The sequence below is a fragment of the Rhizobium sp. 22-785-1 genome (assembly GCF_053521965.1).
In genome coordinates this window covers 625,594-652,562 of record NZ_JBNWDI010000001.1, presented here as the reverse complement: position 1 = coordinate 652,562, position 26,969 = coordinate 625,594, and the positions used below count along the sequence as shown (strand labels likewise).

Here is a 26,969-nt window from a genome sequence, read left to right as displayed (position 1 = left end):
CCGATTTTCGGGCCGATTTTGTTGCCGTAGACTGTGAATAACGGGCATGAGGGTGCGGCAGGCTTGGTATTTCACTGCTTACGGGCTTATATAGAAGATCGGCGTATGGCCGACAGAGATTTCAGGTAAAATGCGCTTTTCAAACTCCTTCCTCGACGAGATACGCGACCGGGTGAACATCTCCGATGTCATCGGCAAACGCGTGACGTGGGACCGGAAGAAGAGCAACGCGTCGAAAGGCGACTTTTGGGCCTGCTGCCCCTTTCATGGCGAGAAGAGCCCGAGCTTTCACTGCGAAGATCGCAAAGGACGCTACCATTGCTTCGGCTGCGGGGTGTCGGGAGATCACTTTCGCTTCCTGACGGACCTCGATGGTATGGCTTTTCCCGAGGCTGTGCAGCAAATTGCCGACATGGCGGGTGTCGCGATGCCGCAGCCGGACGTGCAGGCCGAACGACGCGAGCGCGAGCGCGCCTCGCTTCAGGACGTCATGGAGATGGCGACCCTGTTTTTTCAGGACCAGTTGCAGACGGCAGTTGGCGCGAGAGCGCGCGCCTATCTGCGCGATCGCGGGCTGACGGGACGCACCATCGAGACCTTCCGGCTGGGCTATGCGCCTGATAGTCGCAACGCGCTGAAAGAGCATCTTGCGGCCAAGGGCATTACGAAGGAGCAGATGGAGGCCTGCGGCCTCGTCGTGCATGAGAATGTGCCGGTTTCCTACGACCGTTTCCGCGACCGCATCATGTTCCCGATCCTGTCTGCGCGTGAAAAGGTCATCGCTTTCGGTGGCCGCGCCATGGCCTCCGATGCGCTGGCGAAATATCTCAACTCCAACGAGACCGAACTCTTCCATAAGGGCAGCGTCCTCTACAATTTCGCCCGCGCGCGCCGAGCGACGCAGTCTGCCGGTACCGTCATTGCAGTCGAAGGCTATATGGATGTGATTGCGCTCTACCAGGCGGGTGTCGAGAACGCGGTTGCGCCGCTCGGAACGGCGTTGACGGAAAACCAGCTCGAACTTCTCTGGAAAATGTCGTCGCAGCCGATTCTGTGCTTCGATGGCGACGGGGCGGGTATTCGCGCTGCAAACCGTGCCGCCGATCTTGCGCTGCCGCATATCAAACCCGGTCGTTCAGTAAGTTTCGCGCTGCTGCCCGACGGCAAGGATCCGGACGATCTGGTGCGCCATGAGGGCAGGGCGCCTTTCGACCGCGTGCTTTCAGAAGCAAAGCCACTGGCCTCGATGATCTGGAGCCGTGAAACCGCGTCCACCGCTTTCGATACGCCGGAAAAACGCGCCGAACTGGAAAACCGTCTTCGCCAGATCGTTTCGGTCATCGGCGACGAAAGTGTGCGCCGTTTCTATCAGCAGGATATGCGTGACCGGCTGAATGCATTCTTCCAGCCGCAGTTTCAACGCGGCGGCAACACGATGCCGAACCGCAATTTCGGGCGCGGGGCTCCCGCTCATGGGAGAAATGGACAACGCGGTCAGGGGAACGCCTCATCCGGTAATAGTGGGGGGATTTCCGATCGGCTCAGTCAGTCCGGTCTCGTCAAGGGCTATCTCGCAACGCCCGCCCTTCGTGAAAGTGTGCTGGCGCTGACCATCGTCAATCATCCGCAGCTGTTGCTTGAGGAGTATGACGAGATTGCCGCCATCGATTATGAAAACCGTGATCTTCAGCGGCTGTGGTCTCAGGTCTTGACCTATGCGGCAGAAAACGCCGCTGACCTGTCTCGCGACGGGCTGATGGAGCGGATGGACGCTCAAGGTTTCGGGGCGCTGGTGAAGGCGATGAACCAGCAGGTGCGGAATGCAAGGCTCTGGACAGCGACTGAGCAGGCAGCGCCCGAGGATGCGCGAGAAGGCTATATTCAGGCGCTATCGCTGCACAAACGTACCAAGGCATTGCGTTGGCAGAAGATCGATCTGGAGCGAGAGATCGCCGAGGCAACGGAGGCGGGGGATGGAGAGCGCGTCGGTCTTTTGATGCGGGCGCTTTCCGAAGTGCAGCTCGAGATCGGGCGCATGGAGAATCAGGAAGCGATCATCGATGGGTTCGGCGTGATGTCGGGCAGGGTTAAGGGCCCTGCCTATGGTCATGGATGACGCCGGTCTTCATCTGGAAATTCTGCAACGTTTTGCGCGGCATGGTTTTTCTGTTTCGACGCGCTCAGGCTTGCCTTTTGAGATTATTGCCCTAAATAGAGGATACGTTGGTGAAGGCCCGCAAAATGTTGCCGCTATGACGGCTTTTTCGGTTTTTAACCCTAGGTCTGGCCGGAAAGGCTTGACGTAACGGGAAATAGCGGGAATCACCATTTCAGGAAAAGTAAGGTGGAATGGACCTTGGCGGATCGAAACTGCATGAGCATGTATTTCCGGATGCAATGTCTTGAGGTTCCACCGGCATGTGCCGCGTTTAATCGGCAATTAAAGATCATTCCGTTAGGTGTTTGACGTGATTCGGGGCTGCTGCCGGAAACCTTTATGAGGTGGAGGGCGTTGGCCCGAGGCGGATAGTAGCGTCAGGGAAAGCGACGAGATAGATGGCAACCAAAGTCAAAGAAAACGAAGAAGCTGAAAACGAACGCGATGGCGCGACGGATGGGCCGCTTCTCGATCTTTCGGATGACGCGGTCAAGAAAATGATCAAGGCCGCCAAGAAGCGCGGCTACGTCACCATGGATGAGCTGAACGAAGTTCTGCCGTCCGATCAGGTCGATCCCGATCGCATCGAAGACATCATGGCGATGCTCAGCGAGATGGGCATCAACGTTGTGGAAGACGAGGACGCCGAGGAAGCTTCCCCCGAGGCCGACGGCGACGATTCCGACAGTGACGAGTCCGAAGGTGGCGAACTTGCGCCTTCCAGCGGCACGGCTGTTGCGACCGCCAAGAAGAAAGAACCGACAGACCGAACCGACGACCCGGTGCGCATGTATCTGCGCGAAATGGGCTCAGTAGAGCTTCTGTCGCGCGAAGGCGAAATTGCCATTGCCAAGCGCATCGAGGCCGGCCGCGAGACCATGATCTCGGGCCTGTGCGAGAGCCCTTTGACGTTCCAGGCGCTGATCATCTGGCGCGACGAACTCAACGAAGGCACGACGCTGCTGCGCGAGATCATCGATCTTGAAACTACCTATTCCGGTCCTGAGGCCAAGGCCGCGCCGCAGTTCCAGAGCCCGGAAAAGATCGAGGCTGACCGCAAGGCTGCCGAAGAAAAGGAAAAGACCCGCCGCGCGCGTAACCCGGGCGGTGACGACGACGTGACCAATGTCGGCGGCGAAGGCTTGCCGCCGGAAGAGGAAGAAGAGGACGACGACGAGTCGAACCTGTCTCTTGCCGCTATGGAAGCGGAACTGCGTCCGCAGGTCATGGAAACGCTCGACACGATTGCCGATACCTACAAGAAGCTGCGCAAGCTTCAGGATCAGCAGGTCGAGGCGCGTCTTGCCTGCACGGGTACGTTGTCCACCGGTCAGGAGCGTCGCTACAAGGAGCTGAAGGATCAACTGATCACGGCGGTGAAGTCGCTGTCGCTGAATCAGAACCGCATCGACAGCCTTGTCGAGCAGCTCTACGACATTTCCAAGCGTCTGATGCAGAACGAAGGCCGTCTGTTGCGTCTTGCCGAATCCTACGGCGTGAAGCGCGACAGCTTCCTGGAGCAGTATCACGGCGCGGAACTCGATCCGAACTGGATGAAGTCCATTGCCAACCTTGCAGCCAAGGGCTGGAAGGAATTTGCGCGCGAAGAGAACAACACGATCCGCGATATACGCCAGGAAATTCAGAATCTGGCACAGGAAACCGGTATTTCGATCGCCGAATTCCGCCGCATCGTTTCGATGGTGCAGAAGGGTGAGCGCGAAGCACGTATCGCCAAGAAGGAAATGGTGGAAGCCAACCTTCGTCTGGTGATCTCGATTGCCAAGAAGTACACCAACCGCGGTTTGCAGTTCCTCGATCTCATTCAGGAAGGCAATATCGGCCTGATGAAGGCGGTAGACAAGTTCGAGTATCGTCGCGGCTACAAGTTCTCGACCTATGCGACGTGGTGGATTCGTCAGGCGATCACCCGCTCGATTGCCGACCAAGCGCGCACGATCCGTATTCCAGTGCATATGATCGAAACGATCAACAAGATCGTTCGTACATCGCGCCAGATGCTGCATGAAATCGGTCGCGAACCGACGCCGGAAGAGCTGGCTGAAAAGCTGGCCATGCCGCTCGAAAAGGTCCGCAAGGTCCTGAAGATTGCCAAGGAGCCGATTTCTCTCGAAACGCCGGTCGGTGATGAAGAGGATTCGCATCTCGGTGACTTCATCGAGGACAAGAACGCGCTTCTACCGATCGACGCTGCCATTCAGGCAAACCTGCGCGAAACGACGACCCGCGTTCTGGCATCGCTGACGCCACGCGAAGAGCGCGTGCTCCGCATGCGCTTCGGTATCGGCATGAACACCGACCACACGCTGGAAGAAGTTGGACAGCAGTTCTCGGTAACGCGCGAACGTATCCGTCAGATCGAAGCCAAGGCGCTGCGCAAGCTGAAGCACCCGAGCCGTTCGCGCAAGCTGCGCTCGTTCCTCGACAGTTGATCGGCCTGCCGCCAAAATTTCAAAACCCGGTCAGACGATGGCCGGGTTTTTTGCTTTCTTGAGGTTTTCGGTTTTCATGCCGGAACTGCCAATAAAATCCTTGGGATCAATATCGCCCCAACCCTTCGCGCGAACCCTGCTTTGGCCGCTTGAGAACTGATGCCTATGGAAAGACGCTCGAAACAGAACATGCAGCAAGTGATGTGGGTCGTCCTGGCCTCCGTGCTGATGCATGGTTTGCTCCTCGTGACACTCTACCGTTATGGCAACTATCAGATTTCGACCTCTTCTGAACCTGAGAGCGTGAGCGTGGAACTGGTAGAGCCTCCTAAAGAGAAGCCGCCTCCAGAAGAGAAGAAAGCGGAAGAAACGAAGAAGGCGGAAGAGGCGAAGAAACCCGAGCCGCCGACTCCGCCGCAGGAAAGTCCAAGGGCTTCGAGCCTTCCAAGCGTTGCGATTCGTCCGGACAAAACGCAGCTCGATGCGCGCGATGAGCCAGGCGAGCAGACGGATGAGGGTGGGCAGGAAAAGCCTCAGCCGACAGAAGCGGTCGACGCAGGCGCTGAAAACGCGCAGTCCAACATCGAAAACAGTCAGGAGAATTCTCAATCCTCTCAGATGCCGGAGAAGCCGGATGTCAAAGGGATGCCAGCCAATGCTGCCGTCGGTGAGATACTAGCCTCTGATAAGCCGAGCGCTCAGGATCAAGTGGCCACCGCTATACCGCTGCCGAGACCAGAGACAGAAGATCGAAAGTCTGGACAAGCGCAAGCGCCGACCTCCGGTGAGGGGAACCCGCAACTGAAACCTGTGAAGAAAATACTGGCGAGCGGTAAACGTCCGCGTCCCATGCTTCGCCAGATCATGGGCAAGTTACCTCCGCAGAAGCGTGTCGAGCAATTGTGTGTAGCGGAGACGATGGCTCAGATCGGACGCAGCCGCGGACCTTATGTCGGACTACAACCTCACACACTGAAGAATTACCCGATTTCGGGCAATGTCATGGACGCGAAGGGCGCCTTTTACACTGGCGCTCAGTGGATATCGGTCTACTACCGGTGCGTCGTCGATATCGACAAATATATCGTGACCGATTTTCGTTTTCTCATCGGCGATCCGCTCACCTCCGATGACGTCAAGCGGTTGAAGCTTCCAGGCGGCTGACCGTCGTATCGTGAAGCAGACATGCCAAACCGCGTTGTGATGCGCTTCAGGCGCTCACCTTCTTACCCACGAGTTTCCCGATTGACGCCAGAAGAGACGCCTCGTCATAGGGCTTGCGGATGATCGGCACATGCGCGAGTTCTCCTGGCACCATGATGCCATCGCCATAGCCTGTGGCGAACATGAATGGAATTTCGCGTCTCAGCAACTCATATGCCACCGGGATCGAGGTGTCGTTGCCGAGGTTGATGTCGAGGATGGCGACATCCGGTTCGGCCGTCTTCAGCTTTTCGAGCGCCATAGCGGAGGACGAGGACGTTTCGATATCTGTAATACCGTGCTGTTCGAGCATGTACTCCACGTCCATAGCGATGAGCATCTGGTCTTCGACAAGAAATACGTTCAACTTTTCCTCCGGCGAGTAGGCTGCGGGATCGGCTCTTCCGCCAAACTGAGTGTCGATATTTGCCTCCGCGACGCTAATTGAGGCGTGACGTGCGGGTATAACGATCTGGGCTTCCAGCCCATGGGGCAGGTAATCGATGCGGCTCTTGCCACCGAGATCATAGGGCACGCTACGGCTGATGAGCGCCGTACCGAAGCCGGTTTTGGCCGGGGGCGTTATGTGTGTGCGTGCTTTTTCCTGCCAGTCGAGAACGCAATCGCGCCGCTCGTTCAGCTGCCAGCTGACGTAAAGCTCTCCGCCAGAATGGGCGAGAGCGCCATATTTGGCGGCGTTGGTTGCAAGTTCATGCAAGACCAGCGCCATAACGGAAAAGGCGCGCGAATCGACCATCACAGCAGGTCCATCGAGCGTGATCGTCGTTTCGGGTGACCGGTGGGGCGAAAGTTCGGCCTCCAGAAGGTCTTTCAACATGCCGCCGCCTTCGCCGCGCACCACTTGGTCGTGGGCAAAGGAGAGCGCCTGGATGCGGCCCTTCAAGGCCGTGACATAGTCTTCCAGAGTGCGGCCTTCCTGCGTGGGATTGCCAACCAGCGACTTGATAATGGCCAACACGTTCTTGACGCGGTGGTTCAACTCTTCATTGAGCATTCGCTGGCGCACTTCGGCGCGGGCTCTTTCATCCGCCATCAATTCGCTATGGCGAAACGCTACTTCCACCAGAGCCACACGCGTTGCCTCGGCGATCTGGCGGTCTTCCTCGGTCCAGGGCTGGGCCTGTTGATGGACAGTTTCCTTCCAGATGGCAAAGCTCTTGCGTGGAGTCAGACGATCCCCCAGAGGGCCGGTCTGGTAAGATTTCTCCGGATTGCCGCCCCAATTGAGCGTTTGGATCAATTCCTTGCGGAAGAACAGCAGGTAGTCGCTCTTCACCTGCGAGAGCGAGACCGCCATCAGACCTGCCGTCTGGCTGCTGTACAACTCTGCTTCGGGCAGGTGGTGAAAGAGGGCATGGGTGGCCCAAACCTTGCCATCGGCCACGGAATGCAACAGCCTGCCAATCTGGGGAATGGAAGCTTCCGGCGGCGTGCTTCCGACGCCATACCAGTTGTCATTCATCCAAAGTCCGACACCGTCGCAAGGCATCAGTGTTTTGAAATCGTGCAGGTTGTCCGCGAGAAGCTCTTCTATATCCGATTGATGAGTCGCAAGGCGCAGGAACCTGTCGAGTGCGGCATGGGCATCCTGCGTCGTCATCAGCTTTTTATGCTGCTTAAGCGCCTGGAGGTGCAGGGAAAAGAACTCACCGAACATTTCCGCCGCAATCCGCACCGGCATCGGCAGAATACGCGGAGAATAGTGATGACAGGCGATCAATCCCCACAGCTCGCCTTCGACGATAATGGAAATCGACATGGAGGCCGAGACGCCCATATTACGCAGATATTCGCAATGGATGGGAGAAACGCTACGCAAATGGGCATAGGAGAGGTCGAGGTGTTCCCCCGATGCATCGACGCGCGGGATCACCGGAACGGCGTCGCCCGTCGTGTTGGAAATGATCCGGAGTGTGTTTTTGAGATAAAGCGTACGCGCCTGCTGTGGAATATCGCTGGCAGGAAAATACTGGCCAAGGAAGCTCTCCAGCGACGGCTGTTTTGCCTCGGCGATGACCTTGCCGGCACCATCCTGCTCAAACCGGTAGATCATCACCCGGTCATAGCCGAGCATCGCTTTGACGAGCCTTGAAGTTCGGGAAATGAGGCTGTCGACATTGTCGGCCTCGCGAATCCGATCAATCATCAACTGCGCGGTATGGAGAGGCTGGGCCTCTTCATTGGCAATCTCGAGCTCGATGATCGTGACGGATTTATAGCGATGGATGGCGATATCGAAGGCCTTGCCATTTGCTAGGCGGACACCCGGTAGAAGGGCTGCGCGGTTGCTGCTTGCCGTTACCGTCAAGGCGTTGCGCAGATCGTGGACGACCTCGTGACCGAAAATCTCTTCTGCCTGTCTTCCCGACAAATCGCCGGAAACGCCGAGAAACGCCTCGCAGTTTTCAGAATAGCGCAGAATGGTGCGCATCGCATTGTCGCAGACGATAAGACATCCATGCGGCTGAATGCTGCCAGGAATATGGATCGGTTCTTTGTCACAGTTCGTGAGATCGACCTTTTGGTCTAAAGGCATCATGAGTCAGTGTTCCGAGCGCAGTGTTGTAGTGAACTGCTGGTAGACCGCACTTCGGTTCGAAGATTGAGTCAGGCCGAAGTAACGGGTTGTCTCTCTTTTTTCAAAAGAGGGTGCAAAAATGCCGGAGCAGCTGTCTTGCATTTCGTAGGATTTGCATATTCCAAGTTCTTCTGCGCTTGCAAGGCATTTCATAGATCGTCTCGTTCGTGGTGGAGTGCGCACATCACGCGCAGACTTTGCCCCATAATTCATAATAACGCCGCGCCTTTACTTTGGTTCCGACAGGATAAACGATAATGCCACAGAAAATGATCGAGCTTTCAACACGCGGACAGGGTCTCTACGAGTTTACCGATGAAGCCGCGCAATTCGTCAGGGGCGCCGGGATCGATGAAGGGCTCTTGACCGTCTTCGTTCGGCACACGTCATGTTCGCTGATCATCCAGGAGAATGCCGATCCAGATGTGCGGCGCGATCTGAAGATGTTCTTCTCCCGCCTTGTGCCGCCCTCCAGCGATCCGGCGATGAGCTGGGTCGCTCATACGATGGAAGGGCCAGACGATATGCCTGCGCATATCAAAGCCGCGCTGACGCAAGTTTCCATCGGCGTTCCCGTGGCATCCGGACGGTTGGTGCTTGGCACATGGCAGGGTCTTTATCTTTTCGAACACAGGAATCGCCCGCACCGGCGCGAGGTGGTCTTGCATATTTCTACATGAGGATTTGCTGAACCATGGGTGAATAGCCGGTTCTGATAACGTTCAGCCGCCATTGATTAGTTTCTCCTCATCGGTCGGGCGAGCGTGCCGGACCTCAGTGTTTAGAAATGGAGCAAGTCCCATGATTGGCAACTTTGTAAAAGCAGGTTTGGCAGCGCTTATTGCGCTTGGCGGTCTAGCGGCCACAGCCTCCAGCGCCTCTGCCGATGGTGTCCGCTATGGTATCTACGTTCAAGATGGCTATCGTCACGGTGGGCATGGAGCCCCAGGCTGGGGTCGTCCGGATCGCGGTCGCGATCGCTGCTCACCATGGCTTGCAGAGGAGAAAGCAAGCCGCATGGGCATTCGTCGCGCTCGCGTTGTCGATGTTTCGCCGCGCCGCGTCGTTGTTGCCGGCTTCGATCGCTACGGTCGCGACCGCGTTGTGTTCGCCAATGTTCGTGGTTGCCCGGTCATCCGTCGCTAAAGCGTGTCGCGATCTCGCAAGTTCGCTCTTTAAGCTTTAGCTCCTTCGTCTGCCGCATGCCGTTATCGCAAACCCGCTGCAGACTTTTGCGCGACCCGCTCTAATTCCTGATCCGGTCAGGAGAATGCCCCCACCATGAAATTGGCAGGGGCATATTTGTTTCCGTGACCAGATCTGGCTTTAAATCGGGCTAGGGCACGCCCAAAGGCGCGCCCGCTCCAACTTACTGCTCGATAGCGAACGTCACGTTGACGTTGACGACGTAGGTGTTTTCGCCTGCTGCAATTGGCACGCTGTCTTCCTTCTGCATGGTAGCGCGCATCATCGGCGCAGGGACGGCCAGCGGGCGAGGGCTGTTTTCGCTGATCTCAAGAACCCGACCGACCTTTACACCTGCGGCTTGCGCCAGCGTCCTTGCCTTGGCAACGGCGTTCTCCACCGCCTTCTTGCGTGCGTCGGTGAAGACCGCTTCCGGGTTGTCGTTGGTGAAGGTGATATCGCCGCCCTGGTTGATGCCGAGCTTCACGGAGCTGTCGAGGATATCGCCAAGCTTCGTCAGGTCGCGCACACGAACCGTCAGCCCATTCGTTACCTGGTATCCGGTGATTTCCGGCGGGATATAGACCCCGTCTTTCGGCTCGAACTGCTTGTAGACCGGCTGAACCGAGAAGTTGGTGGTCTGCAGATCGCGGTCGGCGATGCCAGCCTTTTTCAGCGCCGCTTGTACCTCGGTCATCGCTTTGTTGTTTTCGCTCATCGCCTCGGCAGCCGTTTGCGCCTGTTTCAAGACGCTGAAGGAGAGGACAGCCATGTCCGGCGCGGTAGAGGCGTTTCCTTCGCCGGAAACCGTAATCGTCGCTTCGCGTGGCTTTGTTTCTTGCGCGAGGGCTGCAAGAGGTGCAGCGGCAGCAAGAGTGAAGGTGCCGATAGCAATCGAACGAGCCAGTCTGGATACCATGAAAATTTCCTCTGTTAGTGTCCCGCTACATCCTATGGCTTTAGATTATGAGACTATTACGGCATAGATTGTGTCAGTCTATTTTCAACGGCTTGTCGCACCGGAAAAATTACGTTAGAGCGAAACCCACGCACAGGCTGGACCATTGCAGCCCTGCGGATCGACGCTTTCGCATCGATGGGCCTGTAGCTCAATGGTTAGAGCCGGCGGCTCATAACCGCTTGGTTGGGGGTTCGAGTCCCTCCGGGCCCACCATTTTTTCGTAATGATTCCAGTTAGCCACGCTCGGCTCTACGCATCGGCATTGTGTCGATGAGATCGAAGATTTCCACGCTCTCGACGATTCGGTCGCTTCGGAGCTTTATCCCGCCGTCTTTGCCCACAAGGACTATCTGGAAACGCTCATCACCGACATTCGCATCTTTCCTGATCGCAACAGCGTTTAGTCCGGAGGCGTTGCCATGGACGGGGAGGGCTTCACCTCCTGATACCCGGATGACGACCAGATCACGGTCTTCTAGTTCTTCCTTTTGACGAGCGAGAAGAGCGATTTGCCGGTCCAGCGTTGGTTCGGCCGAACTGCCGAATACGATGATAACGCGGTTTTTCCACTTGAGCTCGGAGAGGCTATCCATGGCGTTCACCTGTGATGCGCTGAATGCGACAATAGCCGCGGCGATAAGTCTGTTCATGTTGAGATATTTTCCCATTCAAGGAGATAACGGTCAGGGTGGAAAATGGTTCGTCAGGGGCTCACTGGAGACGCGTTCCGGCGATTAGGTGTCAAAGAACGGATGGTGCTTGATCAAAAATCTAAAGTGGCGTGGTGACCAAAGACTTGCTTTGTTGCCAAACGGATAGCTGAACCAGCGGTTTCGTAGAGGCACTAGCGTTGGACTTTCAGTATCCGCCTTTACGGGACTATAGCGCCTTGTTAAAGCTTCTGCGGGGAAGCGGGGCATGACAGCATGACAGTGTGGTACTATGCCGTTGGACAGGAGCGAGAGGGGCCTGTCAGCGAAGATAAAATCCGCGATCTGATTACAGGCGGTACGATCACCCGCGATGCTTACATTTGGCGCGATGGCATGGCGGACTGGGAGATCGTTGGTACCCATCCGGAATTCTCGGATGCTTTCGTGACGCCTCCTCCAATTGCTGGCGTAACGCCACCTCCGCTTCCATCGAGGTCTCAGCGCACGGAACCAGCGCAAGCCCCCTCGGAGCCAGTTCAGCCGGAACCGGTTTCTGCTCCTCGCTTGCGTGCCTGGCCCCGCTTTTGGGCGCGAATGTTTGATTTGCTGCTGATTGCGCCGTTACTGTCCACCGGTATCGTAGCCGCCTCAGTCTTATATGCCCCGCATCTGTACATGATGTTCGTCACATATGAATTTCTGTGGGGTTTCATCATTACTCCACTTGTGGGGTTCGTGCTGGCGGTGCTCATGGCGCTTTTCGGCAATACTCCAGGCAAGGCCATCTTGGGCGTGCGGGTTCCCGTTCCGCCGCAAGCCAATCGATTTTTGTTCTATGTTAAACGCGAACTCAAAGTGTGGTTCTGGGCCTTTGCTCTTGGCATGCCGGTCGTATTCCTGATTACCTTCGCCGCCCAATATTGGCGTTTGGCCACAGGTCGTCCAGCTGTCTACGATCAGCGCAATCCACCTGTTATCGCCAATCCGGGTAAGCTGCGTCTCACCCTAGGCATAGCGCTCGTTGCTATTCTTTTCACCGCGAATGCTGTGTGGTGGCGAGTGCAGGAAAAGGCAGAGGTAGACCGCACGGCCACCCAGTATTGGGTCAATCCGGTCACAGGAAACACGGCCACAATCAAAAAATACTGGGAACGTCTTCCAGACGACCCTGAAATCCAGAATGCGTTCATTTTCGTTGCCCGTCATCTGCTTATGGAAGGCCTTTTCAGCCATTTGGAGCTTCCTGCCGAAAACGTCGATCCACGCTTATATGCCGCCTTCTATGCGGCTCGACTGAAAAACGTCACCCTGACGTCTGACTGGGAGCCGGTCGTGATCAATCGTGTGCGGGGATTTCGGTCAAATGGTGTGAGTATCAAGGATGCAAACCAACTGGTAGAGGTAACCGTTGTCGTGGACGGTCGTGATGCGTGGCGGTTAGTGATGTTCACCGAGGGCGGCTCAAACTTGCAAACAAGCGAGCGGGAAGCCTTTGTCCATGAGTTGTTCGGGACGACTCGATAAGCCACCGATGTCCCGCCTAGACCTCACATTCAACCGCACTATAGCGAAAGCCGGCCGTCCGAGTTCCGTCTTTCAAACTTTATTCTCCGGTGGCGTTTGTCCGACGCTCAGCCGTGGCAACGAGGCGTAAAACGGTATGGCTGACTGGCATTACACCATTGGGCGCAAGCGAGGAGGGCCCGTCGACGAGAAGATCATTCGCAGGCTCATCGAGACTGGTCATGTCACCCGCGAGGACTATCTCTGGCACGAACAGATGACGGACTGGGAGAAGGCTGGTCTCATTTCCGTTTTTGCCGATAGTTTTGCAGCACGGCCTCCCGGGGCTGAGACAAAACCTCTTGGCCCGGAACAGACCTTTGTACCCGCACATCCTTGGCGCCGTCTGTGGGCAAGGCTTTTCGATCTGTTGATGATGTCACCTTTGTTCACGGTTCTTGGACAAGAAATCTGGGTTGCTTACTTCTATTTCCCTGGAAAACGACCCGGTCATATCATTGGGGCATTTATCCTGTACCTGATGCTGATCACTCTCGCCGCTATGATACCCGCATTCTGCTTGGCATTGTTCGGTACGACGCCGGGCAAAGCCATATTCGGCGTAAGGGTGCCCACGCCTTGTAACGGTCTTCGTCTGCGCTTCACATATCACTTCCACCGTGAGTACAGGGTGTGGTTTTCGGGTTGCGCCTTGGGTATCCCCCCATTGTTCATCTTGACGTTCCTTTTCCAATACAGTCGGCTGAAGGCTGATGGAGTCGCGGGCTATGACATGGAGCGGCCGAGGGTAGTGGCCGTTCGGCCAAGCCGCGTCGCAGCCTTAATCATGGTGCCGTTTATGCTGCTTCTTGTTAGCGGTGCCGTTGTTAATGTGAGCAAGCCCCGCTTCGACAAAAGGACCAATGCGAGCCATAGCACTCTTCCCATTTCTTCTTCTGGAGGTGTCCCGGTTGATCGAATGGTCGTGCCGAATTTGACGCTGACCGATTCGACCAGAACATGGGTCAATCCCAAGACGGGCAGGGGCGCCAGGATCAGCGAAATCTGGGAGCATGTCGCTAATAACGATCCTACCGATCATGACACGTTCATATTCAGATCCAGGGAACTGAGGATGGTGGCAATGTTTGGCTCCGATCTTATTGTCGATGAGGACGTCGATCATACGGCTTATCTGAAGGATCTGGAAATGCAGTTTTCTCCCCTGATAATACCACGCTCAGATTGGAGAGAAACCTATGTCAATGGGGCGCGGGTTTTTAGGTTGGAAGGAATTGCGCCACACGTGCCAGACACACATGTAGACGTGACAGTCTTCATTAGGGGGCGAAATGTATCGAGGCTTTTCACAAGCATGCGGGGGCGTTCCGAGCTGCAATTGGTGGAAAAGAAGAATTTTCTGAGCGCAATATTCGGTACAATCGATTGACTGAATGACAAGCCGTTCGTCCATTAAGTCGACGTTGCAGCATCTTGCTCTCCATACAACTTTACGTATCGATACCGCCTTGCTAGATGCTGTTGGTCGAAATGGGGGCACGAAATATGACCGTTTGGTATTACGCGGTCGGGCAGGAGCGCGAAGGGCCGGTCGACCAAGATAAAATTGAAAAGCTGATTGTCGGTGGCGTGATCGGACGCGACGCCTATATTTGGCGCGAGGGTATGGCTGACTGGCAGGTCGTCGCCGACCATCCCGATTTTGCCGCGTTTTTTCGTGTGCCGACTCCTGTGTCTGCACCGCCTGCGTTACCGCCTACACATGCTCCGGTGACGCGCGCCGAGCCCGCAACTGGTGCTGCGCAGTTGGCTTATGCACCCCGTCTGCGACCGTGGCCGCGCTTCTGGGCAAGAATGCTTGACAATATGCTTCTCTGGCCATTTCTTGAGGTGGGAAGTCGGGCCGCGATGATCACCTTCGCGCCCTATGAAGATGCACTACAAACGCTCGGTTATTCCGTGCTGTTCGGCCTCGCGGCGATGTTTGCGAGTGCCGTTTTGCTGGCGACGAGTATGACGTTGTTTGGAACCACACCGGGCAAGGCTGTCGTTGGCGTCCTGGTGCCTGTTCCGGCAGGGGGAAGTGCATTCTCATTCTATCTCGCACGTGAGTTCAAGGTTTTGTTCTTTGCGTATGCTTTGGGAATACCGCTTGCGTTTATCGTGACCTTCATCATTCAATATGTGCGTTTAGCCTCTGACCGTCCGGCCATGTATGACGAATACAATCCGCCAGTGATTGCAAACCCAGGGAAATTGCGGCTGACCGTGGCGATCGTACTGGTCTTTGTTGCTTTCGTGTTCGCCGTACTCGTTAAGGCCGCGTTGCGGTAAGAGCAGAGGTGGAGACGTGAGAGTTCGATCGCCGTCTCTCCGGTTCTTCGTTTTGTTGTCACGCCGACTTTACTGCGTCTCTCTGTGCGTCTTCGCCTTTACCGCGCTATAAGGGGAGCGAAGCATGCCTTCTATCAAAGGCTTTGGGAGAGAGAAGACTGACTGACATGATGTCTCGTATTGCGGAGCGCCGTTCATGATCGTCGGTGTCGTTCTAACGGTCGCTTTGCTGTTGTTTCTCATCGCTTTTCCGCGGCATCTGAAGGCGGTTGTGGCGGCACTTGCCGTGGTGTGGGTGTGCCTTGGCAGCTGGGTGTTGTTCGACTGGATCCGCTCCGGCGAAAGGTTGGCGAAGATCATCGCCACAGCCGCCTATGATTCGACCTGCCAAGATGAGAATGCACCGATCCGGGTCAGTTTTCAGAATACCAATGACGTGGCGGTGGAGCGGCTGACTTACACGCTGCAGGGCTTCGAGCCGGCATTTCGTGCTCCTATTTCGCTCGAGTCATACCAGCCCAACGAAAGGCGTCTTGAGGCGCATGAAAGTTATGCTGCCTGCAGGCCTTTCCGGTTGCGCAGCAACGAACATGCCGATCCGGCAAAACTGGAATGGCGGGTCACGGTTAATTCTGCGGATTTCGAGTGAGTTTTTCTATGGAGCGGCAAAAGCGGCGGTCCGCGTCGCCGCTCCATTTTTAAACGCTTGGACTAGAAGCGGGCGCCTTTTTCGGCGATCACCTTTGTCAGGCTTCCATCTGCCGGGAAAAGCGGGATGAGGCAGGCTTGCAGGGCGTGATAGATATCACCCTTGCCGGGGAAGAGTGTGTTGGCCGGAACGAGCTCTTCGGTCAGTTCCTCATGCCAGCCGCCGAATTGATGGTCGAGGAAGTTGTTCGCAATCGTGCTCCAGATGCGGCGGTAGCTGTCTTCGTAGAACTCGTCCGCAGGCAGGTGCTCGTTGAGGAAGTGGGCGGCACCGGCTGCCTCGCACATGGGCCACCAGAGTTTTTCTGTCTTGGCGGGCGTATTGTTCCAATCGAGCGTGTAGAAGAAGCCGCCTTTTTCCCGGTCCCAGCCGAGCGCCATTGACTGGACGAAGAGGGACTTTGCAGCGGTCGGCATCCACTCATGCTTGCGATTGCCCAGGACCCAGAGTTGTAAGAGAAGGCGTGACCATTCCAGCCAGTGGCCGGGCGTGGAGCCGGAGGGACGAAACATCTCGTTGCCGCGATAATTCTTGTCCAGCACCCAGTTCTCGTCGAAATGCTCCGGCACGCGGAAGTCCAGCGCGCCCGCTGCCCGGCGGATGATGAGATCGGCGATCCGTTCGGCTTTGGTAAGATAGCTCTTGTCGCCCGTGGCCTCGAAGGCGGCCATCAGGGCTTCGGTCAGGTGCATGTTGGAATTCTGGCCGCGATAGTTGTCGATCGGCGACCAGTCGCGATGGAACTCTTCGTTGATGGCACCATGCTTCTCTTCCCAGAAGCGGGTTTCGAGAACCTCGGTGATATCGGCCAGCATCGCATCGGCCAGCGGATGCCCGACGACCTTGGCGGAGGAGGCGGCGAGAAGCACGAAGGCGTGGCCGTAACCCTGCTTGGTAGCGTCGGCAGGGCCGTTGTCGTCCACCTGCCAGAAATAGCCGCCATGCTCCTGATCGCGGTGACTGTCCCAGAGATAGGTCATGCCATGATCGACGATATCGCCGCAGCCGGGGCGACCGAGCAGATGACCGATGGAGAAGCAATGCACCATGCGGGCTGAGGCGTGGATGCCGCGCACAGGATTGTCGGAGGAGAGAGGAGCGCCGTGCCGGTCGAGATCGAAGAAGCCGCCCTTAGGGTTGACCGCGCGATACTGGAAGAAGTCGAAGAGGCCTTCCGCCTGTTTTACCAGCCACTGGCGGTGCCAGGGCAGCGTGCTCCAATAGGCTTTCGTGTTTTCCGTCTCGGTCATCCATTCCTCCTTTGATGCACTGTTGGAGTACCTATATCTTTGGGGCGCGAGGGTGTCATCCGCACTAGAAATTTCGTACCCTATTTCTCGAACGGGAGCCGCGGAAGCTGCGCGATATGTTGACATAAAGATATCTTTATGTGACTTGATGGCTTGCTGATTTGCACAGAATGAGGAGTAAGTGCCGATGTTGGACGATCTGTTTGGCCCTTTGGGCGGCAAACGCGACGGCGCGGAAATTGTGAAGGCGCTGAAACAGGCGGCTGAAGAGCGCATCCTCATTCTCGACGGCGCCATGGGCACGCAGATCCAGGGGCTTGGATTTGACGAAGAGCATTTCCGTGGCGACCGCTTCATCGGCTGTGCCTGTCACCAGAAGGGCAATAACGACCTGCTGATCCTGACGCAGCCGGATGCGATCGAGGATATCCATTTCCGTTATGCCATGGCAGGCGCGGATATTCTCGAAACCAACACGTTTTCCTCCACGCGCATCGCGCAGGCCGATTACGAGATGGAAGGCGCGGTTTACGACCTCAACCGCGAGGGCGCGTTTGTCGTTCGCCGTGCCGCGCAGCGCGCCGAGCGGGAAGATGGCCGCCGCCGTTTCGTCGCCGGTGCCATTGGCCCAACCAACCGCACCGCGTCGATCTCGCCAGACGTGAACAATCCCGGTTATCGTGCCGTCAGCTTCGACGATTTGCGCGCTGCCTATGGCGAGCAGATTGACGGCTTGATCGATGGTGGTGCTGATATCATTCTGATCGAAACGATCTTCGATACTCTGAACGCCAAGGCTGCGATCTTCGCCTGCGAGGAGCGCTTTGCTGCCAAGGGCATTCATCTGCCGGTGATGATCTCCGGCACGATCACCGACCTTTCCGGGCGCACGCTGTCGGGTCAGACGCCGTCGGCCTTCTGGAACTCGGTGCGTCACGCCAACCCGTTTACCATCGGCCTCAACTGTGCGCTTGGCGCGAACGCCATGCGTCCGCATCTGCAGGAACTATCGGATGTGGCCGATACCTTCATCTGCGCCTATCCGAATGCCGGCCTGCCGAACGAGTTCGGCCAGTATGACGAAACGCCGGAGATGATGGCGGCGCAGGTTGCCGAGTTTGCCCGCGAAGGACTGGTCAATGTGGTGGGCGGTTGCTGCGGCTCGACGCCGGAGCATATTCGCGCAATTGCGGACGCCGTGAAGGGTTTTGAGCCGCGCAAGGTGCCCGAACACAAGTCCTTCATGTCGCTGTCCGGCCTCGAGCCTTTCGTGCTGACCAAGGACATTCCCTTCGTCAATGTCGGCGAACGCACGAATGTGACCGGCTCTGCCAAGTTCCGCAAGCTGATCACCGCTGGCGATTATACCGCAGCGCTCGCGGTTGCCCGCGATCAGGTGGAGAACGGCGCGCAGATCATCGACATCAACATGGATGAGGGCCTGATCGACAGCCAGAAGGCCATGGTCGAGTTCCTCAATCTCATTGCCGCCGAGCCTGATATCGCCCGCGTGCCGGTGATGATCGACAGCTCCAAATGGGAGATCATCGAGGCTGGCCTGAAATGCGTTCAGGGCAAGTCGATCGTCAACTCCATCTCGCTGAAAGAAGGCGAGGAGAAGTTTCTCGAGCAGGCGCGTCTGGTGCGCAATTACGGTGCTGCTGTCGTCGTTATGGCGTTCGACGAAGTGGGGCAGGCGGACACCTATGAGCGCAAGGTGGAAATCTGCACCCGCGCTTATAAGCTTTTGACGGAGAAGGCCGGGCTTCTGCCGGAAGACATCATCTTCGACCCGAATGTGTTCGCCGTCGCGACCGGTATCGAAGAGCACAATAATTACGGCGTCGATTTCATTCAGGCCACCAAGACCATCCGCGAAACCATGCCGCTCGTGCATATTTCAGGCGGTGTCTCGAACCTGTCCTTCTCCTTCCGCGGCAACGAGCCGGTGCGTGAGGCGATGCATGCCGTGTTCCTCTACCACGCCATTCAGGTCGGCATGGATATGGGTATCGTGAATGCGGGCCAGCTTGCCGTCTATGAGAGCATCGATCCGGAGTTGCGCGAGGCCTGCGAAGATGTGGTGCTGAACCGCCGCGACGATGCGACCGAACGGCTGTTGGAAATTGCCGAACGCTTCCGCGGCGCTGGCGCCAAGGAAGGCAAGGTTCAGGACCTGTCGTGGCGCGAACTCCCCGTTGAGAAGCGGCTGGAGCATGCGCTCGTCAATGGCATTACCGACTATATCGATGCGGATACGGAAGAGGCGCGCCAGCAGGCGGCCCGTCCGCTGCATGTCATCGAAGGTCCGCTGATGGCGGGCATGAATGTGGTTGGCGATCTCTTCGGTTCAGGCAAGATGTTCCTGCCGCAGGTGGTCAAATCCGCCCGTGTGATGAAGCAGGCCGTTGCCGTGTTGCTTCCCTTTATGGAAGAGGAAAAGCGCCTGAATGGCGGCGATCAGCGCAAGGCTGCGGGCAAGGTGCTGATGGCGACGGTGAAGGGCGATGTCCACGATATCGGCAAGAACATCGTCGGCGTCGTTCTCGCCTGCAATAATTACGAGATCATCGATCTCGGGGTGATGGTGCCGACCACCAAGATTCTCGAAACGGCTGTTGCGGAGAAGGTCGATGTCATCGGTCTTTCCGGCCTCATCACGCCGTCGCTGGATGAAATGGTGCATGTGGCCTCCGAGATGGAGCGCATGGGGCTCGACCTGCCGCTTCTGATCGGCGGGGCGACGACCAGCCGTGTTCATACGGCGGTGAAGATCCACCCGCGTTACGAGAAGGGCCAGGCAATCTATGTAACCGACGCCTCGCGCGCGGTCGGCGTGGTGTCAGCACTTCTGTCGGAAGACCAGAAACCAGCCTATATTGACGGCATTCGCGCAGAATATGCCAAGGTTGCCGATGCGCATGCGCGCAACGAACGCGAAAAGCAGCGCCTGCCGCTGTCGCGTGCGCGCGAAAACGCCCAGAAGGTGGATTGGGCGAGCTATCAGCCGGTCAAGCCGCGATTCATCGGCACCAAGACATTCGAGGGCTACGATCTCGAAGAACTGTCGCGCTATATCGATTGGACGCCTTTCTTCCAGACCTGGGAATTGAAGGGTCGTTTCCCGGCCATTCTCGAGGATGAGAAGCAGGGCGAGGCGGCGCGCCATCTCTATGCCGATGCGCAGGCCATGCTGAAGAAGATCATCGAGGAAAAGTGGTTCCGCCCGCGCGCCGTGATCGGCTTCTGGCCGGCCAATGCGGTGGGGGACGATATTCGTCTGTTTACCGATGAGAGCCGCACCTCTGAGCTTGAGACCTTCTACACGCTGCGTCAGCAGCTTTCCAAGCGCGATGGACGGCCCAATGTCGCGCTGTCGGATTTCGTCGCGCCGAAGGACAGCGGCATTGCCGACTATGTCGGCGGCTTCGTGGTGACGGCTGGTATCGAAGAAGTGGCGATTGCCGAACGCTTCGAACGGGCCAATGACGATTACTCGTCCATTCTGGTGAAGGCGCTGGCCGATCGTTTCGCGGAAGCCTTTGCCGAGCGCATGCATGAACGGGTGCGAAAGGAATTCTGGGGCTATGCGCCGGATGAGAAGTTCACCAGTGATGATCTTGTCGGAGAAGCTTACGCCGGTATTCGCCCGGCTCCCGGCTATCCGGCTCAGCCCGATCATACGGAGAAGGACACGCTGTTCCGTCTTCTTGATGCGACGAACCAGACGGGTGTGGAACTGACCGAAAGTTACGCCATGTGGCCGGGCTCGTCCGTGTCCGGCCTCTATATCGGACATCCGGAAAGCTATTACTTTGGTGTTGCCAAGGTGGAGCGGGATCAGGTCGAGGATTATGCTCGGCGCAAGGGTATGCCGGAGAAAGATGTCGAGCGCTGGCTTGGACCGGTGCTGAATTATGTGCCGACGGATGCGGCGAAGGAAGTTGAGACGGCGGCCTGAGTTGGGGATGAGGTTGCGTCTGACGTAAAGCGTTAGGCGCCGTAACTCCTCTGTCCTGCCAGATATCTCCGCCTCAAACGTGCAGAGCCGATGCGGCAACCGCCCGCCAATCTCTAAAGTGAAATAGAAAGAGGGGCCTCGCAGCCCCTCTAAATCCTTCCAGCGCGGAAGCGCGTACTCCCGCGCCAATCATTTCTTACATCAATAGACCACGACGCCGCGGATGCTCTCGCCCTTGTGCATCAGGTCGAAGCCCTTGTTGATGTCCTCAAGCGGCATGGTGTGGGTGATCATCGGGTCGATCTGGATCTTGCCTTCCATGTACCAGTCGACAATCTTCGGCACATCCGTGCGGCCGCGGGCGCCGCCGAAGGCCGTGCCCATCCAGTTGCGGCCGGTGACCAGCTGGAAGGGGCGGGTGGAGATTTCCTGGCCAGCACCTGCAACGCCGATGATGACCGATTTGCCCCAGCCGCGGTGCGAGGCTTCCAGCGCCTGGCGCATGACCTTGGTGTTGCCGGTGCAGTCGAAGGTGTAATCGGCGCCGCCGATCAGGTCGCCGTTCCGCTTCGTCATGTTGACGAGGTAAGGCACGATGTCGTCGCCGACGTCTTTCGGGTTGACGAAGTGCGTCATGCCGAATTTTTCGCCCCAGGCCTTACGATCATTGTTGATATCGACGCCGATGATCATGTCCGCGCCGGCAAGGCGCAGGCCCTGAAGCACGTTGAGGCCGATGCCGCCGAGGCCGAAGACGATCGCCGTCGAGCCGATCTCGACCTTGGCGGTATTGATGACCGCGCCGATTCCGGTCGTGACACCGCAACCGATGTAGCAGACCTTGTCGAAGGGCGCGTCCGGGTTGATCTTGGCAACGGCAATTTCCGGCAAAACCGTGTAGTTGGCGAAGGTGGAGCAGCCCATATAGTGATGGATCTTGTCCTTGCCGATGGAGAAGCGGCTGGTGCCGTCCGGCATCACGCCTTGGCCCTGAGTCGAGCGGATGGCGGTGCAGAGGTTGGTCTTGCGCGAGGTACAGGAATAGCACTCGCGGCATTCGGGCGTGTAGAGCGGAATGACATGGTCGCCCTTTTTTACCGAGGTGACGCCGGGGCCGACATCGACGACGATACCGGCACCCTCATGGCCGAGGATCGCCGGGAAGAGACCTTCCGGATCGGCACCCGAGAGGGTGAAGTCATCGGTGTGGCAGATACCGGTTGCCTTGACCTCGATCAGCACTTCACCGGCGCGTGGGCCTTCCAGCTGAACCGTCATAACTTCCAATGGCTTGCCTGCCTGAACGGCGACTGCGGCGCGAACGTCCATCCTCTGGTCTCCTTTATGTCTTTATCATTCGTGGAAGCACTTTTTGCCCGACGCGGGCCTTACGAACAAGTGCAGTTGCGGCAATTCTTCAAACTTCCGCGACCTCTGCCATCTTGAGACGTCGAGCGCTCAATCTCTCGCGCCAGATGATGAACAGACCTGACGTCACGATGATGACGATGCCGAGCCATTTGGACGGTGTTGGGAAATCCAAAAACAGCAGGTAGCCAAGGATCGTGGCGGAGATGATCTCAAAATACTGGAAGGGTGCCAGAAGCGATACGGGCGCGAGGCGAAACGCCTTGACCACGAGAAGATGCATATAGCCCGAAATCGAGCCGAGAAGGATCAGGAGAACGAGGCCATGATCCCAGCCGGGCAGGGACATGTCGAAATTGGTGTCTCCCAGTCCGTGGCCGATCAGAAGAGCGACGCCCATGAAGATCGTGCCGGCAATGCCTGCCATGGTCTGCATGACCAGGGGGCTGTCACCCTCACCAATCGCGCGGTTGAGGAAGAGGTAGAGCGTGAAGAGAAAGGCGCAGGCGACAGGCAGCAGCGAAGTCAGGCCGAAGAGTTCGAAGCTTGGCTGGATGACGATCATCGCACCGATGAAGCCGACGGCGATCGCGCTCCAGCGCATCCAGCCGACCCGCTCTCCCAGAAACAGCGCGGACATGATGGTGAGCAGAAAGGGTTCGACGAAATAGATGGCAAAGACGTCGGCGAGCGGCATGTATTTGACAGCGGCGAAGAAGGCGAGGCTTGCCGCAGCATGCAACACGCCGCGCAGCAGGTTGAGCCAAGGGCGCCTGGCATGGATCAGCGACTTTGGCGACATGAAGAGCAGCAGCGGAAGCGTGCAGACCAACTGGAAGAAGAAACGATAGAATGTCACCTGACCGGGGGACATGCCCTCATACGCCATATACTTCGCAATCGCATCCATCACCGGCAGCACGATCATGCAGGCCGCCATGATAAGCATTCCACGGACGGGCTGGCTGACGCTCTGCGAAGAAGACATGCGGGGATTCCGGATTTCGTTAGGAGGGCGGTCAAGACAGATTAAAAGATTTTCAAAGCGTTGAAAGGGCGTTTTGGACTTCAACCGACCTCATGAAGCTTTCCATCACGCCGCTTTTCAACCCGTCATGCAATTTCCATGGTTTCTTTCTCGTCGAGCGTTTATAGCGGCTGAACAATATTCGATGCTTTGAGTGGAGATCCAAGTGGAACGCACCTGTCTTGCCGTCATTCTCGCCGCCGGTGAAAGCACGCGCATGAAATCGTCCATGTCGAAGGTTTTGCACCCCGTTGCCGGACGGCCGATGATCGCGCATGTGATGCAGGCGGTGTCCGGCGCTGGCGTGAGTGCTGCCGCGCTTGTCGTTGGTCGCGATGCGGAGAAGGTTGCGGATGCCGCGCGTGTCGCAGGCGTTTCTGTAGAACCTTACCTGCAGAAGGAGCGGCTTGGCACTGGCAACGCCGTGCTGGCGGCCCGGGAGGCGATCGAGAAGGGTTTCGACGATATTCTGATCGCCTATGGCGATGTGCCGCTTTTGACGGCTGAAACGCTGAACCGGGCGCGTCAGGCGCTGGCAGGGAACGTGGATATCGTCGTCATAGGTTTTCATACGGACAAACCAACCGGTTATGGTCGACTTCTCGTGCAGAATGGCGAACTCGTCGCCATCCGCGAGGAGAAGGATGCCAGCGACGACGAGCGCAAGGTCACATGGTGCAATAGCGGCCTGATGGCGATCAATGGTCGCCGGGCGCTGGATCTGCTCGATCGCATCGGCAACAACAATGCCAAGGGCGAGTATTATCTGACCGACATCGTCGAGATCGCCCGCGCCAATGGCGGCAAGGCCGTGGCCGTCGATGCGCCCGAGGCTGAGATGACCGGCTGCAACAACCGCGCCGAGCTCGCCATCATCGAAAAACTCTGGCAGGAGCGGGCGCGTCATCAGTTCATGATCGACGGTGTTTCGATGATCGCGCCGGAAACCGTGTTTCTTTCCTGGGATACCAAGATCGGCCAGGATGCGTTGATCGAGCCCAACGTGGTGATCGGACCCGGTGTCACCATCGAATCGGGTGCCGTCATCCATGCCTTCTCGCATCTGGAAGGCGCTCATGTCAGCGCCGGTGCGACAGTTGGACCCTATGCGCGGTTACGTCCCGGCGCCAATCTGGCGGCGAAATCGAAGGTCGGTAATTTCTGCGAAATCAAGAAGGCCGAGATCGGCGAGGGTGCCAAGGTCAATCATCTCACCTATATCGGCGATGCCTTCGTCGGCGCGGGCAGCAATATCGGTGCTGGCACAATTACCTGCAACTATGACGGCATCAACAAGCACGAGACGCGGATCGGCAAGAATGCCTTTATCGGCTCCAACTCAGCACTCGTGGCACCCGTGACGATTGGCGACGATGCCTATGTCGCTTCTGGGAGCGTAATTACCGATGACGTTCCGGGTGACGCGCTGGCCTTCGGCCGTGCGCGCCAGGAGATGAAGGAAGGCCGCGCCAGTGTGCTTCGCGCCCGCGCCCAGGCGATCAAGGATGCCAAGAAGAAACCGGCGTAACCTTCTGACAAAGGTAACGAATAGACATTGAAAGTGACCGCGGTTGCGATTGCGGTTTTTGCGGAAATCGCTACGACTTCCGCGATTGAAAAAGCATCCGTATGGATACCCGACTCAGGTTTCGGATCGACGGATGCTCACCAAAATCTTTGGAGAACTGTATGTGCGGTATCGTCGGAATTGTTGGAACGCAACCGGTTGCGGAGCGCCTTGTGGACGCGCTGAAGCGGCTGGAATATCGCGGTTATGATTCCGCCGGCGTTGCGACGATCCATGATGGCGCGATGGATCGCCGCCGCGCCGAGGGCAAGCTCTTCAATCTGGAGAAGAAGCTGTCGGAAGAACCGCTTCCCGGCATCACCGGCATTGCGCACACCCGCTGGGCAACGCATGGGGTTCCGAACGAAACCAATGCCCATCCGCACTTCGTCGATGGCGTTGCCGTCGTGCATAACGGCATCATCGAGAATTTCTCGGAACTGCGTGAGGAGCTGAAGGCCGATGGCGCGACATTTACCACCCAGACCGATACGGAAGTGGTGGCGCAGCTGCTTGCCAAGTTTACCCGTGAAGGGCTTTCCCATCGCGATGCGATGCTGACGATGTTGAACCGCGTGACTGGTGCTTTTGCGCTGGTGGTGATGTTCCAGGACGAGCCGGGCACGCTGCTGTCGGCGCGGTCCGGTCCACCGCTTGCGGTCGGTCATGGACGCGGCGAGATGTTCCTCGGTTCGGATGCGATTGCGCTTTCGCCCTTCACCAATGAGATCACCTATCTGGTGGATGGCGATTGCGCCATCATCACCGCATCCGGTGCCGAAATCATCGATTTTTCCGGCAACCCGGTGCAGCGTCAGCGCCAGATTTCGCAGGCGACCGCCTATGTGGTGGACAAGGGCAACCACCGCCACTTCATGGAAAAGGAAATCTACGAGCAACCGGAAGTCATTTCCCACGCGCTCAGCCACTATGTCGATTTTGCCGACAAGCGGGTGAAAGATATCGATCCGGCCATCGATTTTTCCAAGCTGACCGGCCTTGCGATTTCCGCTTGTGGCACTGCCTATCTCTCCGGCCTGATCGGTAAATACTGGTTCGAGCGCTATGCACGCCTGCCGGTGGAAATCGACGTGGCGTCGGAATTCCGCTATCGCGAAATGCCGCTTTTGCCGACACAGGCAGCCCTCTTCATCTCCCAGTCGGGGGAGACTGCGGATACGCTTGCCTCGCTGCGTTATTGCAAGGAGAACGATCTGAAGATCGGCGCGGTCGTCAATGTGCGTGAATCGACCATCGCCCGCGAATCCGACGCGATTTTCCCCATTCTGGCCGGTCCTGAAATCGGTGTGGCTTCCACCAAGGCCTTCACTTGCCAGCTTGCCGTGCTGGCCTCGCTGGCGATTGCTGCCGGTAAAGCGCGTGGCACGCTGACGGCGGCGCAGGAAACCGAACTGGTGCGTCATTTGATCGAGATGCCGCGCGTCATGAGCGAAGTGCTGAACGCCATCCAGCCGCAGATCGAAACCCTGTCTCGCGATCTCTCGCGTTTCAAGGATGTGCTCTATCTCGGTCGCGGCACCTCCTTCCCGCTGGCGCTGGAAGGCGCGCTAAAGCTGAAGGAAATCTCCTATATCCATGCGGAAGGCTATGCCGCAGGCGAGTTGAAGCATGGACCGATCGCGCTGATCGACGAGAACATGCCGGTCATCGTCATTGCGCCGCATGACCGCTTCTTTGAGAAGACCGTATCGAACATGCAGGAGGTGGCAGCCCGCGGTGGGCGGATCATCTTTATCACCGATGCGAAGGGTGCTGCGGCGTCGTCACTGGAGACCATGGCGACTATCGTGCTGCCGACTGTTGATGAACTGATTGCGCCGATGGTCTTCTCGTTGCCGATCCAATTGCTCGCCTATCACACGGCCGTTTTCATGGGCACGGATGTGGACCAGCCGCGCAATCTGGCAAAGTCTGTGACGGTGGAATGATCATCTGATCCAAGTCGACTGGGCACACGAAGACTCGGCATATAGCCGCCGTTTCGAGTGTCGCCGCG

Annotated in this window: 19 protein-coding genes and 1 tRNA gene; 14 read left to right on the top strand and 6 right to left on the bottom strand. The window is 57.4% G+C overall.

Annotation, left to right across the window (positions count from 1 at the left end; genetic code table 11):
* The first annotated feature begins 130 nt into the window (after positions 1–130).
* The 4 genes from dnaG to ACQZ5M_RS03055 all read left to right on the top strand — a co-directional run bounded on the left by dnaG (position 131) and on the right by ACQZ5M_RS03055 (position 5,775).
* Positions 131–2,116, top strand: coding sequence for a DNA primase (gene dnaG / locus ACQZ5M_RS03070; protein ID WP_449079051.1), 1,986 nt, complete (start codon positions 131–133; stop codon positions 2,114–2,116).
* Entirely contained in the window at positions 2,103–2,306 is a 204-nt protein-coding gene (locus tag ACQZ5M_RS03065) for a hypothetical protein (RefSeq protein WP_449079050.1), read from the top strand. The genes dnaG and ACQZ5M_RS03065 overlap by 14 nt, the downstream gene beginning before the upstream one ends.
* Before the next feature lie 250 nt (positions 2,307–2,556).
* Positions 2,557–4,611 (top strand): RNA polymerase sigma factor RpoD, encoded by a 2,055-nt coding sequence (rpoD, locus tag ACQZ5M_RS03060; protein WP_296016278.1) that lies wholly within the window; start codon positions 2,557–2,559, stop codon positions 4,609–4,611.
* Positions 4,612–4,776: 165 nt separating this feature from the next.
* Positions 4,777–5,775: a DUF930 domain-containing protein gene (locus ACQZ5M_RS03055; RefSeq protein WP_449079049.1), complete on the top strand. Its 999-nt coding sequence runs from the start codon at positions 4,777–4,779 to the stop codon at positions 5,773–5,775.
* A gap of 46 nt (positions 5,776–5,821) precedes the next feature.
* On the opposite strand, the gene ACQZ5M_RS03050 is transcribed toward ACQZ5M_RS03055, so the two are convergent.
* The gene (locus ACQZ5M_RS03050; RefSeq protein WP_449079048.1) at positions 5,822–8,374 is read right to left on the bottom strand and encodes an HWE histidine kinase domain-containing protein; all 2,553 of its coding nucleotides are present in this window, start codon (positions 8,372–8,374) and stop codon (positions 5,822–5,824) included.
* A 296-nt stretch (positions 8,375–8,670) separates the two neighbouring features.
* On the opposite strand from ACQZ5M_RS03050, the gene ACQZ5M_RS03045 reads away from it, so the two are divergent.
* Positions 8,671–9,093: a secondary thiamine-phosphate synthase enzyme YjbQ gene (locus ACQZ5M_RS03045; RefSeq protein ID WP_449079047.1), complete on the top strand. Its 423-nt coding sequence runs from the start codon at positions 8,671–8,673 to the stop codon at positions 9,091–9,093.
* A gap of 121 nt (positions 9,094–9,214) precedes the next feature.
* On the top strand, positions 9,215–9,559 hold the full coding sequence (locus tag ACQZ5M_RS03040) for a hypothetical protein (RefSeq protein ID WP_296078560.1): 345 nt from the start codon (positions 9,215–9,217) through the stop codon (positions 9,557–9,559).
* 223 nt (positions 9,560–9,782) lie between these two features.
* Here ACQZ5M_RS03040 and ACQZ5M_RS03035 read toward each other — a convergent pair whose 3' ends face one another.
* Positions 9,783–10,517 carry an SIMPL domain-containing protein gene (locus ACQZ5M_RS03035; protein ID WP_449079046.1) on the bottom strand — a complete coding sequence of 245 codons (735 nt, stop codon included), beginning with the start codon at positions 10,515–10,517 and terminating at the stop codon, positions 9,783–9,785.
* Positions 10,518–10,696: 179 nt separating this feature from the next.
* On the opposite strand from ACQZ5M_RS03035, the gene ACQZ5M_RS03030 reads away from it, so the two are divergent.
* Positions 10,697–10,772, top strand: a tRNA-Ile gene (locus ACQZ5M_RS03030).
* A gap of 20 nt (positions 10,773–10,792) precedes the next feature.
* On the opposite strand, the gene ACQZ5M_RS03025 is transcribed toward ACQZ5M_RS03030, so the two are convergent.
* The gene (locus ACQZ5M_RS03025) at positions 10,793–11,209 is read right to left on the bottom strand and encodes a DUF4174 domain-containing protein (RefSeq protein ID WP_449079045.1); all 417 of its coding nucleotides are present in this window, start codon (positions 11,207–11,209) and stop codon (positions 10,793–10,795) included.
* 276 nt (positions 11,210–11,485) lie between these two features.
* Between ACQZ5M_RS03025 and ACQZ5M_RS03020 the strand changes: the two genes are divergently transcribed.
* From ACQZ5M_RS03020 to ACQZ5M_RS03005, 4 genes are all read left to right on the top strand, one after another.
* Positions 11,486–12,736 carry an RDD family protein gene (locus ACQZ5M_RS03020; RefSeq protein ID WP_296097337.1) on the top strand — a complete coding sequence of 417 codons (1,251 nt, stop codon included), beginning with the start codon at positions 11,486–11,488 and terminating at the stop codon, positions 12,734–12,736.
* 136 nt (positions 12,737–12,872) lie between these two features.
* The gene (locus ACQZ5M_RS03015; protein ID WP_296019120.1) at positions 12,873–14,165 is read left to right on the top strand and encodes an RDD family protein; all 1,293 of its coding nucleotides are present in this window, start codon (positions 12,873–12,875) and stop codon (positions 14,163–14,165) included.
* A gap of 116 nt (positions 14,166–14,281) precedes the next feature.
* Positions 14,282–15,070 carry an RDD family protein gene (locus tag ACQZ5M_RS03010; protein WP_449079044.1) on the top strand — a complete coding sequence of 263 codons (789 nt, stop codon included), beginning with the start codon at positions 14,282–14,284 and terminating at the stop codon, positions 15,068–15,070.
* Positions 15,071–15,266: 196 nt separating this feature from the next.
* A complete protein-coding gene (locus ACQZ5M_RS03005) occupies positions 15,267–15,719 on the top strand; it encodes a hypothetical protein (protein ID WP_449079043.1) in 453 nt (150 codons plus the stop codon).
* A gap of 62 nt (positions 15,720–15,781) precedes the next feature.
* Here the strand turns inward: ACQZ5M_RS03005 and ACQZ5M_RS03000 are convergent, their stop codons facing one another.
* The gene (locus ACQZ5M_RS03000) at positions 15,782–17,029 is read right to left on the bottom strand and encodes an AGE family epimerase/isomerase (protein WP_449079042.1); all 1,248 of its coding nucleotides are present in this window, start codon (positions 17,027–17,029) and stop codon (positions 15,782–15,784) included.
* Between the two features lie 187 nt (positions 17,030–17,216).
* On the opposite strand from ACQZ5M_RS03000, the gene metH reads away from it, so the two are divergent.
* Entirely contained in the window at positions 17,217–20,990 is a 3,774-nt protein-coding gene (gene metH, locus ACQZ5M_RS02995) for a methionine synthase (protein ID WP_449079041.1), read from the top strand.
* Between the two features lie 201 nt (positions 20,991–21,191).
* On the opposite strand, the gene ACQZ5M_RS02990 is transcribed toward metH, so the two are convergent.
* Both ACQZ5M_RS02990 and ACQZ5M_RS02985 read right to left on the bottom strand, forming a co-directional pair.
* On the bottom strand, positions 21,192–22,319 hold the full coding sequence (locus ACQZ5M_RS02990) for an S-(hydroxymethyl)glutathione dehydrogenase/class III alcohol dehydrogenase (protein WP_062440438.1): 1,128 nt from the start codon (positions 22,317–22,319) through the stop codon (positions 21,192–21,194).
* Positions 22,320–22,407: 88 nt separating this feature from the next.
* Positions 22,408–23,346, bottom strand: coding sequence for a DMT family transporter (locus ACQZ5M_RS02985; protein ID WP_449079040.1), 939 nt, complete (start codon positions 23,344–23,346; stop codon positions 22,408–22,410).
* 205 nt (positions 23,347–23,551) lie between these two features.
* Between ACQZ5M_RS02985 and glmU the strand changes: the two genes are divergently transcribed.
* The gene (gene glmU, locus ACQZ5M_RS02980) at positions 23,552–24,913 is read left to right on the top strand and encodes a bifunctional UDP-N-acetylglucosamine diphosphorylase/glucosamine-1-phosphate N-acetyltransferase GlmU (RefSeq protein WP_449079039.1); all 1,362 of its coding nucleotides are present in this window, start codon (positions 23,552–23,554) and stop codon (positions 24,911–24,913) included.
* A 161-nt stretch (positions 24,914–25,074) separates the two neighbouring features.
* A complete protein-coding gene (glmS, locus tag ACQZ5M_RS02975; RefSeq protein WP_449079038.1) occupies positions 25,075–26,901 on the top strand; it encodes a glutamine--fructose-6-phosphate transaminase (isomerizing) in 1,827 nt (608 codons plus the stop codon).
* Positions 26,902–26,969 lie beyond the last annotated feature (68 nt).